Source organism: Mesorhizobium sp. Mes31 (assembly GCF_024519675.1).
GTDB lineage: Bacteria > Pseudomonadota > Alphaproteobacteria > Rhizobiales > Rhizobiaceae > Mesorhizobium.
In genome coordinates this window covers 425851-444704 of sequence record NZ_JALJRL010000001.1, presented here as the reverse complement: position 1 = coordinate 444704, position 18854 = coordinate 425851, and the positions used below count along the sequence as shown (strand labels likewise).

Annotated in this window: 13 protein-coding genes; 8 read left to right on the top strand and 5 right to left on the bottom strand. The window is 63.3% G+C overall.

Annotated elements, in window-relative coordinates:
* Positions 1 to 32 precede the first annotated feature (32 nt).
* The 4 genes from NR193_RS01985 to NR193_RS01970 all read left to right on the top strand — a co-directional run bounded on the left by NR193_RS01985 (position 33) and on the right by NR193_RS01970 (position 7168).
* Complete coding sequence (locus NR193_RS01985; RefSeq protein WP_256749204.1) at positions 33 to 3512, top strand: indolepyruvate ferredoxin oxidoreductase family protein; 3480 nt, start codon at positions 33 to 35, stop codon at positions 3510 to 3512.
* Between the two features lie 144 nt (positions 3513 to 3656).
* Positions 3657 to 5969, top strand: a complete 2313-nt coding sequence (locus NR193_RS01980) for a bifunctional diguanylate cyclase/phosphodiesterase (protein WP_256749203.1) — start codon at positions 3657 to 3659, stop codon at positions 5967 to 5969.
* A 149-nt stretch (positions 5970 to 6118) separates the two neighbouring features.
* On the top strand, positions 6119 to 6898 hold the full coding sequence (locus NR193_RS01975) for a hypothetical protein (protein WP_256749202.1): 780 nt from the start codon (positions 6119 to 6121) through the stop codon (positions 6896 to 6898).
* A gap of 120 nt (positions 6899 to 7018) precedes the next feature.
* Complete coding sequence (locus NR193_RS01970; protein WP_080680904.1) at positions 7019 to 7168, top strand: DUF3096 domain-containing protein; 150 nt, start codon at positions 7019 to 7021, stop codon at positions 7166 to 7168.
* Between the two features lie 7 nt (positions 7169 to 7175).
* Here the strand turns inward: NR193_RS01970 and NR193_RS01965 are convergent, their stop codons facing one another.
* On the bottom strand, positions 7176 to 7991 hold the full coding sequence (locus tag NR193_RS01965) for an alpha/beta fold hydrolase (RefSeq protein WP_256749201.1): 816 nt from the start codon (positions 7989 to 7991) through the stop codon (positions 7176 to 7178).
* 248 nt (positions 7992 to 8239) lie between these two features.
* Between NR193_RS01965 and NR193_RS01960 the strand changes: the two genes are divergently transcribed.
* The 4 genes from NR193_RS01960 to NR193_RS01945 all read left to right on the top strand — a co-directional run bounded on the left by NR193_RS01960 (position 8240) and on the right by NR193_RS01945 (position 11661).
* Positions 8240 to 8464, top strand: coding sequence for an aa3-type cytochrome c oxidase subunit IV (locus NR193_RS01960; protein ID WP_256749200.1), 225 nt, complete (start codon positions 8240 to 8242; stop codon positions 8462 to 8464).
* A gap of 84 nt (positions 8465 to 8548) precedes the next feature.
* The gene (locus NR193_RS01955) at positions 8549 to 9832 is read left to right on the top strand and encodes a Re/Si-specific NAD(P)(+) transhydrogenase subunit alpha (RefSeq protein WP_256749199.1); all 1284 of its coding nucleotides are present in this window, start codon (positions 8549 to 8551) and stop codon (positions 9830 to 9832) included.
* Positions 9832 to 10257 carry a proton-translocating transhydrogenase family protein gene (locus tag NR193_RS01950; protein WP_091581083.1) on the top strand — a complete coding sequence of 142 codons (426 nt, stop codon included), beginning with the start codon at positions 9832 to 9834 and terminating at the stop codon, positions 10255 to 10257. Before NR193_RS01955 ends, NR193_RS01950 begins: the two co-directional genes overlap by 1 nt.
* A gap of 6 nt (positions 10258 to 10263) precedes the next feature.
* Complete coding sequence (locus tag NR193_RS01945) at positions 10264 to 11661, top strand: NAD(P)(+) transhydrogenase (Re/Si-specific) subunit beta (RefSeq protein ID WP_256749198.1); 1398 nt, start codon at positions 10264 to 10266, stop codon at positions 11659 to 11661.
* A gap of 78 nt (positions 11662 to 11739) precedes the next feature.
* Here the strand turns inward: NR193_RS01945 and NR193_RS01940 are convergent, their stop codons facing one another.
* From NR193_RS01940 to NR193_RS01925, 4 genes are all read right to left on the bottom strand, one after another.
* Positions 11740 to 12657, bottom strand: coding sequence for a hypothetical protein (locus tag NR193_RS01940; RefSeq protein ID WP_256749197.1), 918 nt, complete (start codon positions 12655 to 12657; stop codon positions 11740 to 11742).
* A gap of 222 nt (positions 12658 to 12879) precedes the next feature.
* Positions 12880 to 15351: a DNA topoisomerase (ATP-hydrolyzing) subunit B gene (gene gyrB / locus NR193_RS01935; protein ID WP_256749196.1), complete on the bottom strand. Its 2472-nt coding sequence runs from the start codon at positions 15349 to 15351 to the stop codon at positions 12880 to 12882.
* Positions 15352 to 15512: 161 nt separating this feature from the next.
* The gene (locus NR193_RS01930) at positions 15513 to 18131 is read right to left on the bottom strand and encodes a caspase family protein (protein WP_256749195.1); all 2619 of its coding nucleotides are present in this window, start codon (positions 18129 to 18131) and stop codon (positions 15513 to 15515) included.
* An 88-nt stretch (positions 18132 to 18219) separates the two neighbouring features.
* Complete coding sequence (locus NR193_RS01925; RefSeq protein WP_256749194.1) at positions 18220 to 18789, bottom strand: NADPH-dependent FMN reductase; 570 nt, start codon at positions 18787 to 18789, stop codon at positions 18220 to 18222.
* Positions 18790 to 18854: the final 65 nt, after the last annotated feature.

Here is an 18854-nt window from a genome sequence, read left to right as displayed (position 1 = left end):
CCCCCGCGCGGCCTTCGCAGAGGAAATGCCTGATGACGCTGCACGACGTCGCGCTCGACGACAAGTTCGACCTCGGAAAGGAGCGCATCTTCCTATCCGGCGCGCAGGCGGTCATCCGCATGCTTCTGATGCAGCGCGAGCGCGACCGCCGCGCTGGCCTGAACACGGCCGGCTTTGTCTCCGGCTATCGCGGCTCGCCGCTCGGCGGCCTCGATATGCAGCTGTGGAAGGCGAAGAAGCAGCTCGCCCAGGCCGACATCGTTTTCCAGCCCGGCCTCAACGAGGAACTGGCAGCCACCGCTTGTTGGGGATCGCAGCAGACGGAACTGTTGGGCGAGGGCACCCATGACGGCGTCTTTTCGGTCTGGTACGGCAAGGGGCCGGGCGTCGACCGCTCTGGCGACGTGTTCCGCCACGCCAATCTCGCCGGCTCGTCCAGACATGGCGGTGTGCTCGCCCTCATGGGCGACGACCACATGGCCGAATCCTCGACCAATGCTCACGCCACCGAATTCCTGTTTGTCGACACGATGGTGCCGATCCTCAACCCGGCCGGCGTCCAGGAGATCATCGACTACGGGCTCTATGGCTTTGCCATGTCGCGCTTCGCCGGCACCTGGGCAGCGATCAAATGCGTCAAGGACAACATCGAATCGACGGCCTCGGTCGATGCCTCGCTTGAGCGGTTGAACATCGTCGTGCCGGATTTCGACATGCCGCCCGGCGGTCTCAACATCCGCCACGAGATCGACATGCTCGGTCAGGAGGAGCGGCTGCATGAACACAAACGCGCCGCCGCCTCCGCTTTCATCCACGCCAACGGGCTGAACCGCATCGTCTATTCGGGCGGTCGCAACCCGAAGATCGGCATCATCACGCTGGGCAAGAGCTATCTCGATGTCCGCCAGGCGCTCGAAGACATCGGCATCGACGAGGCGGCCGCCAACCGCATCGGCGTGCGGCTGTTCAAGGTCGGCTGCCCCTGGCCGCTCGACCTGCATCATATCGCCGACTTTGCCCGCGGCCTCGACACCATCGTCGTCGTCGAGGAGAAACGCTCGCTGATCGAGGTGCAACTGCGCGAGAGCCTTTACGGCACCGCCACCCAGCCGGTCATTGTCGGCAAGAAGGACGAGCGCGGCGACTGGCTGTTCCCGGCCAAGGGCGCGCTCGACCCCAACGAGATCGCCATTGCGCTTGGCGAGAGGATTGTCAGAACCATCGGCCCGTCGGAAGAGATTTCGGCGCGGGTGGCCAAGCTGCGCCAGTTCCAGGCAATGCTGGCCGATGCCACCGACATCGGCTCGCGCACGCCCTTCTTCTGCTCCGGCTGCCCGCACAATTCCTCGACCAAGGTGCCGGACGGCTCGATCGCCGCGGCCGGCATCGGGTGCCATTTCATGGCGTTGTGGATGGACCGCAACACCGTCGGCTTCACGGCGATGGGCGGCGAGGGCGCGCAATGGGTTGGCCAGGCGCCCTTCTCCAAGCGCGGCCACATCTTCCAGAATCTCGGCGATGGCACCTACAACCATTCCGGCACGCTGGCGATCCGCTTCGCGCTGTCGACCGACGCCAACATCACCTACAAGATCCTCTACAACGACGCCGTCGCCATGACCGGCGGCCAGCCGCATGAAGGCGGCCTGACCGTCGACATGATCGCCAGGCAGGTGCGGGCCGAGGGCGTCGACCGCATCGCCATCGTCACCGACGAACCCGACAAATATGCCGGCAAGGCCGAGTTCCCGGCCGGCGCCACGATCCATCACCGCGACGATCTCGATCTCGTTCAGCGCGAACTGCGCGACGTCAAGGGCGTCTCGATCCTGCTCTACGACCAGACCTGCGCCGCCGAAAAGCGCCGCCGCCGCAAGCGCGGCACCTTTCCCGATCCCGACAAGCGCGTCTTCATCAACGAGCTGGTCTGTGAAGGCTGTGGCGACTGCGGCGTGCAGTCGAACTGCGTCTCGATCCAGCCGGTCGAAACCGAATTCGGCCGCAAGCGCAGGATCGACCAGTCGAGCTGCAACAAGGATTTCTCCTGCGTCAACGGCTTCTGCCCGTCCTTCGTCACCGTGCACGGCGCCAAGATCCGCAAGGCCGAGGGCCTGGCCGGCAAGGCCGATCCGCTTGACGGCGTGCCCACGCCGGCCGAATTCCCGCTGGGCGAGCAAGGCTGGGCGGCGATCATCGATGGCGTCGGCGGCACCGGTGTCGTCACCGTCGGTGCGGTGCTCGGCATGGCGGCCCATCTCGAGGACAAGGGCTGCGGCATGATCGACATGGCCGGCCTCGCCCAGAAGGGCGGCTCGGTGTTCACCCATGTCCGTATCGCGCGCACCCCGGACGACATCCATGCCATCCGTGTTTCGGCGGGGAAGGCCGATCTCGTGCTTGGCTGCGATCTCGTGGTGTCGGGTGCCAAGAAGGTGCTGACGGCGGTGCGCGAGGGCCATACGATCTTCCTCGCCAACACCGCGGAGATCATGCCCGGCGAGTTCGCCCGGTCGGCCGATTTCTCGTTGCCGATAGAGCGCCTCAAGAAGGCGATCCGCACTGCCGCGGGCGACGACAAGGTGCATTTCTTCGACGCCACGCGAACCGCCACCGCGCTGTTTGGCAATTCGCTCGGCGCCAACATGTTCATGCTCGGCTTTGCCTTCCAGCACGGCGGCTTGCCGCTGTCCGCTGAGGCGGTCGAGAAGGCGATCGAACTCAATGGCGAAGCCGTGGCGATGAACATCGCGGCGTTCCGCTGGGGCCGTCGCGCCGCCCATCAGCCGGATTTCGTGCGCGCCCTCGTCGTTCAGCCGGGCAAGGCCGGGCAGATTGCCGATGTCGCCGAGACGCTGGACGACATCATTGCCCGCCGCGTCGCTTTCCTGACTGCCTATCAGAACGCCGCCTACGGCAGGCGCTACGCCGAGAGGTTGGCCACTGTGCGCGCCGCTGAGGCCAAGGCCGTGCCCGGCTCGACCGCCGTGACCGAGGCCGCGGCCAGGAACCTGTTCAAGCTGATGGCGATCAAGGACGAGTACGAGGTGGCGCGGCTCTATACGGACGGTTCCTTCGCCGCCGGCTTGGCAAAGCAGTTCCAGAGCTACGAGAAGCTCGAATTCCATCTCGCGCCGCCGATCATGGGGCGCCGCGGCAATGACGGCAAGCCGAGGAAATCGAGCTTCGGTCCCTGGATGATGAAGGGGTTTCGCGTGCTGGCGGCGATGAAGGGCCTGCGCGGCACCGCCTTCGACCTGTTCGGTTACTCCGCCGAGCGGCGCATGGAGCGGCAGCTGCTTGGGCAGTATGAGGCGGATCTGGAACTCGTCGCCAGATCGCTGACGCCGGCCAGGGTCGATGCGGCGGTTGCGCTGGTCTCGGTGCCGGCGCTTATCCGCGGCTACGGCCACGTCCGGCAAGCCAGCGCCGAAAAGGCCGCGGGCGAGCGCCAAAGGCTGCTCGAACGCCTGTCGAACACGCCGGCGCGGCCCGAACTTCAGGCCGCGGAGTGATCGATACGCCTTGTTTACCTGAAGAACACTTTCGTCGCTTTCCGCAACGTCACCCGGCTTGACGGCAAGGGCGTGACGGTCTCTCTAAATCTTTCTTAAGGCGGATGTGGCACTGCTTGTGTCCCAAGGGTTGGGATTCAGGCGTTGAATCTGAGAAAAAAGAACGAGATCCCGGTCGACGTCTACATTCCGTTCGTGGAAACCCTGTTTCGCGACGGTTTGACGCTTTCGATTGGATTCTTCGCCCAGACCCTGCTGGTGGTGCTTGTCTACTGGAAAACCAGGGATCCAGCCTATCTTGCCGTGACGTTTGGCTTTCTGACAGTTGCATTCCTGCGTCTGCGCAACATCCGAAAGTATCGGAATGCGCCGGTGCCGAAGAGTCGGGAAGAAGCGCGTCAACGCGAGAACGATTACATTTTCTACGGCTCCATGCATGGTTTCATGCTGGGCACCTTCTGTTTCGTCGGCATCTATCTAGCCTATGACAGTTTCGCCGAGATCGCGGCCGTCTGCGTGACGCTCGCCTCCGCTACTGCGATCGCCGGCCGCAACTATGGCTCGCCCAGGATGGTCATGATCTTCATCATGACCATGACCTGGCCGATCTCGCTGGGCTTCATCCTGCGCGGTGATCCCTATCATTTTATCCTTGGCCTGCTCTCGGCGCCTTTCCTGTTTGCCATCAAGCGCTTCGCCGACCTGGTCCGCGAGGTGCTTTTTGCTGCCTTGTCGGAGGAAAAGAAGGCGAACCGCATTGCCCAGCGCTTCAACCGGGCGCTCAACACCATGTCGCATGGCCTTGTCATGCTCGGCCCGGACGGCCGGGTGGCGGTGGCCAATGCCGAAGCCGCGCATCTGATGTCGCTCAAATCGCCGGATGCGCTGCTCGGGCGGTCGATCCACGGCCTTCTGATGCGCGGCGTCGCCGGTGGTATGCTGGCGCCCAAGGATTGCCGTTATATCGAAGCCCAGCTGACACGCGCCCTGCGCGAGGGTCGTGACCGCAAGGTGCTCGTTTCGCTTGCCAATGGCCAGCACTATGAGTTCTCGGCTCGCGAAGGCAGCCAGGAGCTGGGCGTCATCACGTTCGAGGACGTGACCGCCCGTGTCGAGGCGGAAGAAAAGATCCGCTTCATGGCGCGCTACGACAACCTCACCGGCCTGCCCAACCGCGCCTATTTCCACGAGCTGGTCGGCGAGGCCATGGCGTCCGGCGACCGCGACCGTCTCTGCGGGCTGGCTGTGCTCGACCTTGACGATTTCAAGAGCGTCAACGACACGCTTGGACATCCAATCGGCGACGGTCTGATCTACGCCGTTGCGGAGCGGCTAGCCGCCATTGCCGGGCAAGGCATCACGGTCAGCCGTTTCGGCGGCGACGAGTTCATGATCTTTTTCAACCGCGTCGAGGATGAGAGCGATCTGACCAGTCAGCTCGACGAGATTTTCGCCGGCCTGCAGGGGGAAGTGGACGTCGCCGGTCACGGCCTGCGCATCCAGGCCAGCGGCGGCGCGGTGCTGTCGCGCGTCAAGGACACCGATGTCGACGCCATGATCGTCAAGGCGGACCTGGCGCTCTACAAGGCCAAGGAACTCGGCAAGAACAGCTGGCGGCTGTTCGAGGCCTCGATGGATGCCGCCTTCCGCAACCGTCAGCTGATGAAGGCGGATCTGCGCAGCGCCGTGGAGGCCAAGAGTCTGCGGGTGGTCTATCAGCCGATCGTGGCGATGAACACCATGCGCATCGCCAGTTGCGAGGCGTTGTGCCGTTGGGACCATCCGGATCTTGGGCCGGTTTCGCCTAGCATCTTCATTCCATTGGCAGAGGAAATGGGCATCATTTCCGAGATCAGCACTTTCGTGCTGCAGGCAGCCTGCGCCGAATGCGCCAAATGGCCGAACCAGACCAGCGTCTCGGTCAACCTTTCCGCCAAGGATTTCCGCAACCGTGACGTCATCCAGAAGGTTCGCGATGCCCTGGCCAGTTCCGGCCTCGCCGCCGGCCGGCTGGAGATCGAGGTTACCGAAACGGCGCTGCTCGACGACAAGTCGCTGACACGCCAGTACATCGAGGAACTGAAGCAGCTTGGCGTGCGCATCGCGCTCGACGATTTCGGCACCGGCTATTCGAGCCTGAGCTACCTTCACAAGCTGCCGCTCGACAAGATCAAGATCGACCGTTCGTTCCTGATCGACGTCACCCAGAACGCCCGCTCGCTTGAACTGCTCAAGGGCATTGTCAATCTGTCACGGCCGTTGGGGCTCTCGGTGACGGTCGAAGGCGTCGAGACGTTCGAGCAGCTCAAGATCCTGGCGCTGCAGGTCAAACCCGATCTTGTGCAGGGTTTTCTGTTCGGCTCGGCGCTCAGCGCGTCCGGTATCGACACGATGTCGAGCACGGTCTGGCCCTTCGCCAAGGACATCAAGACAGCCAAGAGGATTGCACGCCGCTGACTCCTTGCCGGAGAAGCGATGCATTTTCGTAAAACTTTACGAATTATTAACGTTAACGATGAGTAAACGGCGTCTGTCCCATTTTCATCTTTACATCCCGGGGGCCTGTCGTAGGGTTGAACTGCGGCGGCAACTTACGGGGACGCATGATGGACGGGCAGTTGGCGGTGCTTCGCCATGCGGCGGGCACGGGCGGAGAAAATTCGCCCGACAACATGTCGAGCTTTGCTCGAAACATTTCGGCAATGCTGGAGCGCACAGAGTATCGCCGCTGCGACAAGGGCGAAGATCTCGAAGACATCTATAGGTTGCGCTACAAGTCCTATCGGTTGAGCGATATGGTGCCGGAAAACCCCGAGCATATTGTGCATGATGAGCTCGACGAAACCGAGAATTGCTCGAAATTCGGCATCTACATTGACGGGGAGCTGGTCAGCACGCTGCGCATCCATCATGCCTGCAGCGCGACCCCGCAATCGCCCTCCACCACCGTCTACGGTGATATCTTGCGGCCAATGCTTGCCGCTGGCGCGCATTTCGCCGACCCCAGCCGCTTTGCCGCCGACCCCGACTGGTCAAGGATCTATCCGCAGATTCCCTATCTGACGTTGCGTCTCGCCGGTATGGCTTGCTTCTATTTCGATGCACCTTACTGCCTGTCGACCATTCGGCCGGAACATGCGGGTTTTTACCGTCGCATCTACTGTTCTGAGCAGATCGGCGAGCTGCGCGATTATCCAGGCCTGAACTACAAGGTCGTGCTCTACAGGGCCAACGTCAACGCGATCCGCGAGCGCTCCTTCTCTCGGTTCCCGTTCTTCCGGTCGACCCCGATGGAGCAACGCATGCTGTTCGAGACGCCTGGCGCGGGCGAACTGGCGCCGCTGACCATTCTGCCAACGGCAAAGTACTTTCGCGAAGCCGCTTGAGGCTACGCGTTTTTCGCCAGGCGTCTGGAGCCTTCCAGCCATATCCGCGTTCTGATGACGGCGGCGTGCTTCGCGCCGTCTTTGTCGTCATGCCAACGAACCTGTCCGAAGGAACCCGACATGCACATTTCCCAGCTCGCGCTTACCCCACTCATCTCGCTGATCGCCGGCGTGCTGATCCTGGTGATGCCACGGCTGTTGAACTACATCGTCGCGCTTTATCTGATCGTCGTCGGATTGCTCGGGCTTTTCCCGCATCTTGCCGGCTGAAGGTCCGTCAGCCCGCGAAAAAGCGCAGGGCTGCCGCCACGATCGCTTCAGGGGCATCTTCCTGCATGAGATGGCCGGACCCGGCAATGAGGGTCAAGGCGCAATCCGGCAGCAGGGCCGCGAGCTCCCTGCCACGCTCGGGAGGGATCCAGCGATCTTCTTCTCCCCACAGCAAAGCCACCGGACAGCGGAATTCGGCATAGAGCGGCTCGACCTCGTCGGTGAAACGCTGATCCATCTGGGCGATCTGGCGATAGAAAGCCGGCTGGCCAATTGGCCCCGTCCACGGCGCGATATAGGGCTCGAGCTCGCTGTCCGACAAGGGCCTGGCTGCGGCGCCCGCAACATACGCTTTCAGGATCGCGGCCTGGATGTAGTCCGGCACGCCAGCGAAGGCGGCTTCATGCTGCCGGACATGCTGGACAAAAGGCGAGCCCCAGGGGCGCACCGCCACCGGATCGATCAGCAGCAGCCTTTCATAGTTGCAACCGTCGATCAAATGCGCGCGCAAGACAGTGGCACCACCGAAATCATGGGCAATGACTTTAGGCCGCTCGAGCTTCCAGAAACCCAGCATTGCCGCCAGCGCCCTGTTCTGGATGCCCAGCGAAACATCCTGGCCTTCCCGTTTGTCGGATCGCCCATATCCGGGAAGATCGTAGAAATACAGCGTATGGTCGCGCGCCAGTTCAGGACCGACCCGATGCCAGACATGCGAGGAGAACGGCGTTCCGTGAACGAGCACAATCGGTGGACCGGAGCCGGCCGTGCCCCAGGCGATGCGGGTGCCGTTCCAGTCAAATTTCTGTGTCGGCGAGATCATGGCGCTTCACCGTTCGGCCGATGTTGTATGCGACAGTAGCCTCTCCTTACGCCGCCAAGGAATCGCGAAATTATCACAGCATGTTCAAAGCCGCTGATGCCGCTTGTCGCCGAGATCCAGCGCCGCGTCGGCAGCCGGCTTCAACTTTCCCTTGAGGCAGTTGTCGCCGGCGATGCGGCAATAGCACCATTGCCCTCGGCCCGGCTTTTCGCTATGTGCCTCAAAGATGTCTTCGAAGGGGAATTCCTATGGCTGATCATACGCCGACCGGTCCTGTCGAACTGGGCGCGAAGATGGACTACGCCGAGCATGATCGCACCTATGCGGGCTTTCTCATGCTCGCCAAATACGGCTCGCTGTTTTGCGGCGCCCTTTTGTTGGCGATGGCTTTTGGCTTCTTTGCAGGCGGCTTCTTCTCGGCGACCATCCTGTTCGTCCTGATCCTGGCCGTCGGCGGCTTTATTCTCCGATAGACTTTTCAGACCCTTTGCCGGGGGCGCCGCCGGAAGTCCGGCCGATGTCTTGCGGAAACAGGTTCCAGCCGAAAGGATCATGCGGTGGGACAGACGGTTTTCATCCCTCGTGAGCTCGATGCGAACGAGCCCCGCGTCGCGGCCTCGCCCGATACGGTGAAACGGCTGGCGGGATTGGGGTTCGACGTTGTCGTCGAGACCGGCGCCGGCACGCGGTCGCGCATCCCCGACGAGGAGTTTTCCAAGGCCGGGGCCACGATCGGCAAAGCTTCCGATGTCGCCAAGGCCGATGTGGTGCTGAAAGTGCGCCGGCCTGGTGATGCCGAGCTGAAGAGCTACAAGCCCGGTGCGGCGGTCATCGCCATCATGGATCCCTATGGCAATGATGCCGCCGTTGCGGCCCTGGCCAGGGCTGGCGTCACCGCCTTCTCGATGGAGTTCATGCCGCGCATCACCCGCGCCCAGTCGATGGACGTCCTGTCCTCGCAGGCCAATCTCGCAGGCTACCAGGCGGTGATCGACGGCGCTTCGGAATATGACCGGGCCTTGCCCATGATGATGACGGCGGCCGGCACGGTGCCGGCGGCGAAGGTCTTCATCATGGGCGTCGGCGTCGCCGGCCTGCAGGCGATCGCCACCGCGCGCCGGCTTGGCGCGGTCGTCACCGCCACCGACGTTCGCCCCGCCGCCAAGGAACAGGTTGCCTCGCTCGGCGCAAAGTTCCTCGCCGTCGAGGACGACGAATTCAAGGCGGCCGAGACGGCCGGCGGCTACGCCAAGGAAATGTCGAAGGAATACCAGGCCAAGCAGGCGGCGCTGACCGCCGAGCATATCGCCAAGCAGGACATCGTCATCACCACGGCGCTGATCCCCGGCCGGCCGGCGCCGAAGCTGGTGTCGGCGGCGATGGTCGCTTCGATGAAGCCGGGTTCGGTGCTCGTCGACCTTGCCGTCGAACGTGGCGGCAATGTCGAGGGTGCAGTGGCAGGTCAGGTCGTCACCACGGCCAACAACGTCAAGATCGTTGGCCATCTCAACGTGCCCGGCCGCATCGCCGCATCCGCTTCGCTGCTCTATGCCAGGAACCTATTCGCCTTCGTCGAGACGCTGGTCGACAAGACGACGAAGACGCTGGCCATCAACCGCGATGACGATCTGGTCAAGGCGACGATGCTGACCGACGGCGGCAAGATCGTGCATCCTGCTTTCATAAAGGCCGACCAGCAGCCTCATGTCGAGCCGGCCGCGATCCCGGCCAAGACCATGGTCGCCGACGCTTCGGGTAAACCGGCTGCCGCAAAGAAAGCCGCGCCCAGGAAACCGGCCGCATCCAAGTCGCCCTCGTCGAAGTCGAAAGGCATTGCGTGATGGATCAGACCCTCCAGAAAGCCCTCGACCAGCTCGACCAGGCCTCCGCCGCCGTTCGGCTGGCGGTACAAAACATGGCGACCGCACCCGGCGGCGCCGAGGCGGCCGGTGATGCCGCGCATGCTCTGTCCGGTGGCGCCATAGATCCCTTCGTGTTCCGTTTCGCCATCTTCGTGCTGGCGATCTTCGTCGGCTATTATGTCGTCTGGTCGGTGACGCCAGCGCTGCACACGCCGTTGATGGCCGTCACCAACGCCATTTCCTCGGTCATCGTCGTCGGCGCGCTGCTCGCCGTCGGCATAGCGGCCTCCGGCATCGCCGCCGGCTTCGGCTTCGTCGCGCTGATGCTGGTCTCGGTCAACATATTCGGCGGCTTTCTCGTCACCCAGCGCATGCTGGCCATGTACAAGAAGAAGGACAAGTAGAGCGCCATGAACGCCAACTTCGCGTCCTTCCTCTATCTGGTTTCCGGCGTCCTGTTCATCATGGCGCTGCGCGGCCTGTCGCACCCGACCACCAGCCGCCAGGGCAATTTCTACGGCATGATCGGCATGGCCATCGCCATCGCCACCACGCTGGCGCTGGCAACGCCCTCGGCCGGCCGCTTCGGCCTCATCGTGCTCGGCCTTGCCATTGGCGGCAGCGTCGGCGCCATCACCGCGCGCCGCATCGCCATGACCTCGATGCCGCAACTGGTCGCCGCCTTCCACTCGCTGGTCGGCCTTGCCGCCGTCATGGTGGCGGCCGCCGCCATCTATGCGCCGGAAAGCTTTGGCATCGGCACGAATGGTGACATCCATGCCCAGGCGCTGATCGAGATGAGCCTGGGCGTCGCCATCGGCGCCATCACCTTCACCGGCTCGGTCATCGCCTTCCTCAAGCTCGATGGCCGCATGTCGGGCAAGCCGATCATGATCGGCGGCCGACACTTCATCAACGCCGCCCTCGGCATCGCCCTGATCGTGTTGATCGTGCTTCTGGTCGGCACGGAATCGAAGCTGGTGTTCTGGCTGATCGTCGCCGCCTCGCTGGTGCTGGGCATCCTCTTGATCATTCCGATCGGCGGCGCCGACATGCCGGTGGTCGTCTCGATGCTGAATTCCTATTCCGGCTGGGCGGCGGCCGCACTCGGCTTCACGCTCGGCAATCTGGCGCTGATCATCACCGGCGCGCTGGTCGGCTCGTCCGGCGCGATCCTGTCCTACATCATGTGCAAGGGCATGAACCGGAGCTTCATCTCGGTCATCCTCGGCGGCTTCGGCGGCGAGACTACCGCTACGGCGGATGACGGCATCGAGCGCACGGTCAAGCAGGGCTCGGCCGACGATGCCGCCTATCTGATGATGAACGCGCAGAAGGTCATCATCGTGCCCGGCTACGGCATGGCGGTCGCCCAGGCGCAGCATGCGCTGCGCGAAATGGCCGACAAGCTCAAGGCCAACGGCGTCGACGTCAAATACGCCATCCACCCGGTCGCCGGCCGCATGCCCGGCCACATGAACGTGCTGCTCGCCGAAGCCAACGTGCCCTATGACGAGGTGTTCGAACTCGAGGACATCAACTCCGAATTCGCGCAGGCCGATGTCGCCTACGTCATCGGCGCCAACGACGTCACCAACCCTTCGGCCCGTGACGACAAGTCCTCACCGATCTACGGCATGCCAATCCTCGACGTCGACAAGGCCCGCACCTGCCTGTTCGTGAAGCGCTCGCTCGGCTCCGGCTATGCCGGCATCGACAACACGCTGTTCTACAAGGACGGCACCATGATGCTGCTCGGCGATGCCAAGAAAATGACCGAAGAGATCGTCAAAGCCATGGATCACTGATCCGGCGACAGCGAGATTGAGCCAAACAAAAGCCCGGCCTCGCGGCCGGGCTTTTGCGTTGTCAACGGCGTAGCCGGTTCAGCGGCTGGTGATGAAAAGCGCTTCCTCGTCGTCGCGCTGCCTGCCGCCGAGGGCAGCGGCGGCGCTGGCGATGAAGGCGCCGATGACCAGCGACAACGCGCCAAGCAACGCGAAGGTCGCACTTGCCTTCCTGGCGGTATCGGCGGCCTGCTTGGCCTTGACCTTGGTGTCCTCCACCTTGGCAACCAGCGCATCGACCCGTGCCTTGGCATCGGCTTCGGACAGACCGGTGCGGGCGGCGACCAGTTGCGACAGATAGGTCTTGTCGTCGGCCGAGATTTCGCCTGCGGCTGCACTGGCGATCAGGATGCGCGAGGCCTGCCCGGCTGCGGCGGCATCGCCGTCCGGACCGGCGGTCGCGAGCTTGCTCGGATCGGCCGGACGAAACAGCGAATCCACCAGGTAGGAAGTCGCATTGTCGGTCGGTGCGCCGCCGGCATTGGCCGATGCACCGGCCGAAGCGCCCAGCGCCGCGCCAGAAGCCACGGTGGAGACCGCCTGGACGCCTGAACCAACTGCGGCGGACAGGGCCGAGCCAAGCACGCCGACGACGATCAAGGTGGCGAGTGCCCAGGCGAGCAAGCCGTGGGCGGTGTCACGGAAATAGACCTCGTCGGTGTGGATGCCGACCCATTTGGTGCGCAGGCGTCCCGCAAGGTAGCCGCCGACACCGGAGGACAGCCATTGCACGATGATCAGCCAGATGGCGGTGGAAACCGCAAAGGTTGTGACCGAAGCGCCGGAGCCGGACCATGGTGAAACCATGCTCAACCCAAGCCCGGAGCCGAGCAGCATGAGGATGAAGGTCAAGGTCGAGGCCGCGAAGGCACCGGCGATGATCGGTCCCCAACTGACGGCTGTGGCGGAGGATTCGGTGGATGAGGATACGTCGACGGCCGATAGGGTGGACTGCATCAATGCCCCCTACCGTACGAACAGCATGATCAAAATAATGATTGGAATCGGAATTCCGAGCAACCAGAGCAAAATGCCACGTCCCATGAAGGCCTCCTGTGAGAAATTGTGATCGATGTTGTCACAATGTCCCGAGGAGGCTTCTGTTCCGGCGGGTTATAAAATGATTTTGCTTGCCACGGGCGGAACAATTGGCGCGCCGTGGCGCGCCAACACCAGAGATCAGATATCCAGATTGGCCACCGACAGCGCGTTGTCCTGGATGAATTCACGCCTTGGCTCGACCTCGTCGCCCATCAGCCGCGAGAACAGGCTGTCCGCGTCGGTCGCGTCGTTGACCTTGACCTGCAGCAGCGAGCGCACATTCGGGTCGAGCGTGGTTTCCCAGAGCTGTTCGGCGTTCATCTCGCCGAGACCCTTGTAGCGCTGCATGGTCAGGCCCTTGCGACCGGTTGCAAAGACCGCGTTGAGCAGCGCCAGCGGTCCCGAGATGGTTTCGGTGACTTCCTTGCGGCGCAGCACCGGTGGCGTTCCGTAGACGTCGCTGAGGCGCTGTGCATAGCGGTCGAGCTGGCGCGCATCGGCCGAATTGATCAGCGCAAGATCGAGATGCGCGTATTCCTTGACGCTGCGCACGGTGCGCTCGAACACGTAGCCGCCAGTGCCTTCATTCGAGGTCGACATGCGGCCGGTCCAGCCGCGCTCGGTGTCCTCGGCGATGATGTCGAGGCGCTTGGCGACACGCTCGGCCATGGCGTTGGCGCGGCCGAGGTCGGTAAACACGTCCGGGTTAAGGCCGCCGGCGATCGCCGCCTGCTCGACCACGCCTCTGTTGTAGCGCGTGTGCAGGCCGTTGATGAGCTGGCGCACGGCCAGCGCATCGTCAATGGCACTGCGCAGGTCCTGCCCGGCGCGAACTTCGCCCGAGCCGAGCGCAAGCGACGCCTCTTCCAACCCGGAACCGATCAGGAACTCCTCGAACGCGCTCTCGTCCTTGATGTATTGCGAGCTCTTGCCGCGCGTCACTTTGTAGAGCGGCGGCTGGGCGATGTAGAGATGGCCGCGCTCGATCAGCTCCGGCATCTGCCGGAAGAAGAAGGTGAGCAGCAAGGTTCTGATATGGGCGCCGTCGACGTCGGCGTCGGTCATCAGGATGATCTTGTGATAGCGCAACTTGTCGGCGTTGAACTCGTCCTTGCCGATCGAAGTGCCGAGCGCGGTGATCAGCGTGCCGATCATGTCGGAGCCGAGCATGCGGTCGAAGCGTGCCCGCTCGACATTGAGGATCTTGCCGCGCAAAGGCAGAATGGCTTGGTTCTGGCGCGAACGGCCGCCCTTGGCCGAGCCGCCGGCCGAGTCACCCTCGACGATGAAGATTTCGGATTTCGCCGGGTCGCGTTCCTGGCAGTCGGCCAGCTTGCCGGGCAGCGAGGTGACGCCAAGCGAGCTCTTGCGGGTGATGTCGCGCGCCTTGCGCGCGGCCTCGCGCGCCGCCGCGGCCTGGATCACCTTCTCGATGACCACCTTGCCCTCGCTCGGATGTTCTTCCAGCCAGGTGCCGAGCGCTTCGTTGACCAGCCCTTCGACCACCGGGCGCACTTCCGACGAGACCAGCTTGTCCTTGGTCTGCGACGAGAATTTCGGATCGGGAACCTTTACCGAAAGCACGGCTGTCAGGCCCTCGCGGCAGTCGTCGCCGATCAGCGAAACCTTTTCCTTCTTGGTCAGGCCCGAGGAGTCGCCATAGCCGGTGACCTGGCGCGTCAGCGCCCCGCGGAAACCGGCCAGATGGGTGCCGCCGTCGCGCTGCGGGATGTTGTTGGTGAAGGCCAGCACGTTCTCGTGGTAGCTGTCGTTCCACCACATCGCCACTTCGACGGTGATGCCGTCGCGCTCGGCCTTGATCGCGATCGGCTTGTCGATCAGCGGTTTCTTGACCCGGTCGAGATATTTGACGAACTCTTCGAGCCCGCCATCATAATGCAACTCATGGCGCACGATGTCGGCATGGCGGGCATCGGTCAAAACGATGCGCACGCCGGAATTGAGGAAGGCGAGCTCGCGCAGCCGGTGTTCCAGTGTGGCGAAGTCGAATTCGACCATGGTGAAGGTCTCGGCCGACGGAAAGAATGTGATCTGGCTGCCGCTGCGTCCCTCATAGGTGCCCGGCTGCTTGTTCTGCTCATAGCTGCCCGTCGCCTTCAGCGGCGCATCGGCATTGCCATGCGTGAAGCTCATCTCGAAGATCTGGCCGTTGCGGCGGATCTTGAGCTTCAGCCATGCCGAAAGGGCGTTGACCACCGAGACGCCGACGCCATGCAGACCACCCGACACCTTGTAGGAGTTCTGGTCGAACTTGCCGCCAGCATGCAGCTGCGTCATGATCACTTCGGCCGCGGAAATGCCTTCGCCGGTGTGGATATCGGTGGGAATGCCACGGCCATTGTCGATAACCGTCACCGAACCGTCGGGGTTGAGCGTCACGGTGACGAGGTCGGCGTGACCGGCCAGCGCCTCGTCGATGGCGTTGTCGACCACCTCATAGACCATGTGATGCAGGCCCGAACCGTCGTCGGTGTCTCCGATATACATGCCGGGGCGTTTGCGGACAGCATCCAACCCCTTCAAAACCTTGATGGAATCGGCGCCGTATTCGGCTTCGGCGCCGTTGGCGTTTTCGGTCTGGTCGCTCATGAAAACCTGTTGTCTAGATGCCGCTTGTACAGCGCGAAAAATCGGCCCCGAATCGCGCTTCTGTTATTGCCTAGATATAGGCGCTAAAGGCGGTTTTTCCAAGGTTTGCAGCCATTTCCAGGGGAATGAGCCGGCTGTCCATGACTGGCTCCCGCCAGGCCCTATTTCGCCTTGGCCAGCCGGTCCCTGAGAAACTTGATCATGAACTTGTATCGCGGCGCCAGCCGCCCGCTGCGGTCGAGCTCCTGCGTCATGTCGAGCGCCTGGGAAAGCACCGCCCTGGGGTTCTTGGCGACCTGGGCGTAATCGATCATGGCAACCACCAGGTCGCGCTGCCAGGTGGCGTTGTCCGGGTCGGACTGGGCAAGCTGCTGGCGGATATCGAGACTATCCTGGAATGCCTGCCGCGCCCCCTTGATGTCGCGCTGCTTGACCTTGAGCATGCCGATTTCGGACAGCGTGATCGACAGGTCGCGTTGCCAGTCGGCATTGCCCGGATCAAGCTTGGCCAGCCGGTCGGCGATGACGAAACTGTCCATATAGGCTTTCAGGGCGCCTTTCTGGTCGCCCTGTGCGGCTAGAACCCCGGCGACCTTTTCAAGGCTGACGGAAAGGTCGCGTTGCCAGTCGGTGTTGTTCGGGTCACTGGCCGCCAGCACGCGGGCTATCGAGAGGGCATCCTGATAGGCGGCGAGCGCCGCCGGCCAGTCCTCCTGATCGCTCAGCGCATTTCCGATCTTGGCGTTGCCGACCGACAGGTCGCGCTTCAGCTCGGTATTGTCGGGGTCGCAGCTCACCAGCTGTTCGACGATCGCCTGGCTTGCATGGTAGGCCGCGAGCGCCCCTGCAGGATCGCCGCGTTCGCGCTTGAGATCGCCGATCGTCTCATGGCTGACCGAGACATCGCGCTGCCGCTCGGCATCCTGCGGTTTCTTGCCGGCCAGCGCCAACCGCACCTTCAGGCTCTCCTCATAGGCCGCCTGCGCATTGTCCAGCTGGCCCATGACGTGGGCAAGGTCGCCGATCTCGTCATAGCTGATGGTCAGGTCGCGCTGCAGTTCGGCGCGGTCCGGCTCGTTGTCGGCGAGCTGCTTCTTGATGGACAGGCTTTCCTGGTAGACCTGCGCGGCACCAGCCAGATCGCCTTGCGTCACCAGCACATTGCCGATCTTGTCGTCGGCCATGGCCAGATCGCCGAACCATGGCAGCTTGTCCGGCCGGGCCGCGGTCAGGTCCCGCAAGATCGCCTTCGCCGCCTGGTAGCCTTCCAGCGCGGCCGACAGATCGCCTTGCGCCAGCCTGATGTTGCCGAGCTTGATATGGCTGACGGCGAAATCGCGCTTGACGCTCGGATCGGCTTCGCGGCCGGAACGCAGCTCGAGATTGGAGACCAGCGCCGCAAAGGCGCGGCCTGCCGCATCGGTGTTGCCGACAAGGGTGTAGAGCTTTCCGAGCTCATCCAGTGTGCGGATCTGACGGTCGGCGTCGTCCAGCGCCAGCGAGGTTTGCCCGGCTTCGCCGTAGAGGGCCAGAACCGATTCATAGTCCTTGATGGCGGTGGCGTAGTCGAGGTCGGCGCGCGCCGCACCGCCGGAAAGAAAACGCGTCGCGGCTTCGGACAGCGTGCGACTGACGAAATTGGCCTTCAAGGCATTACGCGAAACATTGTCGATGTCGGCCGCCCTGGCGAGGATCGCACGCGCGCCATCGAAGGCACCGAGCGAAAGCTGTTCCTCGGCCTGCCGGCGCAGTTCGGTCACCTGCGGATCGTCGGAGGCGAGCGTCTTCATTTCGCTGCGCACCTTGACGAAGGCATCGGCCGCCTCGCGCAGCCTGGCATTCAGGCTGTCGGCCGACAAATGGCTGGCATCTGCACTGATCAGCGCGCCATAGAGTGGTGCCAGCGGCATGTCGGCATCGCTGGCGATCTGTTCGACTTCGCCGCGCATTTGCGGTGTCACATCGGCCATGGCGAGCAGCAGGCGCTCGCGTTCCGGCAACGGCTCCTTGGCCGAGGCGGCAAAGAACAGTTTCGGCAGGCCGCTCTCGACATAGGGCAGCTGCTTTCCACGCGACAGGTCGTAGACCTCCTGCTGGACCAAGGTCAGCACCGAACGGATCTCGAGGCCATCGGTGCCGAGATATTTGGCCAGCGCTGTGGTGAATGGCGAATTCCGGCCGGTTCCGTCGGCGGCCGTCTCGCCGGGTGCGGCCGAAAAGGCGAACAGGATGTTTTCGGCGCGGCCAATGCGTCCGAGGCCCGGCTTGACCTTGTCGGCGACATCCTTGGCCAGCGATGTCGCGCCACGCCCTTCGCTCACCGTGCCTGAGAACGGATCGCTGCGGCAGGCGTCGAGCACGATCAGCCCGACCTTGGCGGTGGCGGCGACTGCGTCGCGCACCTCCTCCAGCGGCAGGCTGGTCTTTTCCAGCGCATCGAGGGAAGAGGCATCGGCATCGATCGGCAGCAGCCGGTTGTCGCCGGAGATTTCGACGCCGTGGCCGGAGAAGTAGACCAGCGCCACGTCGGCGCCCTTGGCGTCCTGGCGAAAATCATCGAGCGCCCGACGCATGCGCCTGAGATCGCGGTTGGTTTCGAGAACGACCTCGAAACCGAGCTTCTTCAGCGCCGCTTCCATGGCCTCGCCGTCATGGACGGGATTGGCGAGCGGCCGGACCAGGCGGTAGTCGTCAGCGGCAATCACCAGAGCCACGCGCCGCTCCGCCATCGCAGTGGCGGTCGCCGACAGGATCAGCAGCAAGGCAAACAGCAAGCGCAAGTCGAACCGCCCCCGGCTCCTTCATTTGCGCGAACATTCCACCTCTTTATGGCATGAGCAAGCCGGGCTTTTGGCTGGACCAGCTCGTTCAGCCAGCGCGCATCGGCTTCAACGCCTCGCTCCAGCGTAACAGCTCGTCGAGCATGGCCTTTGCTCCGCCCCGCACCTGCTCACTGGCCTGGAAGGAGCCATCGTTTTCGAGCAGTTTCTGGTACAGCGGCAAGGAAACCCCTTCGGGGATCGGCATGATGCCGACCGAGGTCAGCAGCGGCTTGAGAGCTTGCGCCGCGCGCAGGCCACCGGAGACGCCGCCATAGCTGAGGATTGCGGCGGGTTTGTATTTCCATTCGCGCGCCAGATAGTCGACGGCGTTGACGATCGCGGGTGCCACGAAGTAATTGTACTCCGGCGCCACGAACACAAAGGCGTCGGCGGCATCGATCGCCTTCGACCAGGCCTTGGTATGATCGTTCTGGTAGTTGCCGAGCTTCGGGTGATGCGGTTCGTCCAGCACCGGCAGGTTGAACGCGGCGATGTCGGTCAGCACCGGTTCGAATTTCCCGTGCTCGCGCGCGAATGTCTCCAGCCAGTGCGCAAATACCGGTCCGGCGCGGCCCGGCCGCGTGCTGCCGATGATGATGTTCAGCTGGTGCTTCAAGGACGGCTCCTTCGTTTGGCGGTATCTGTTGGTAACTGTCACTACGGCAGAGCGTCGTGGTGGAC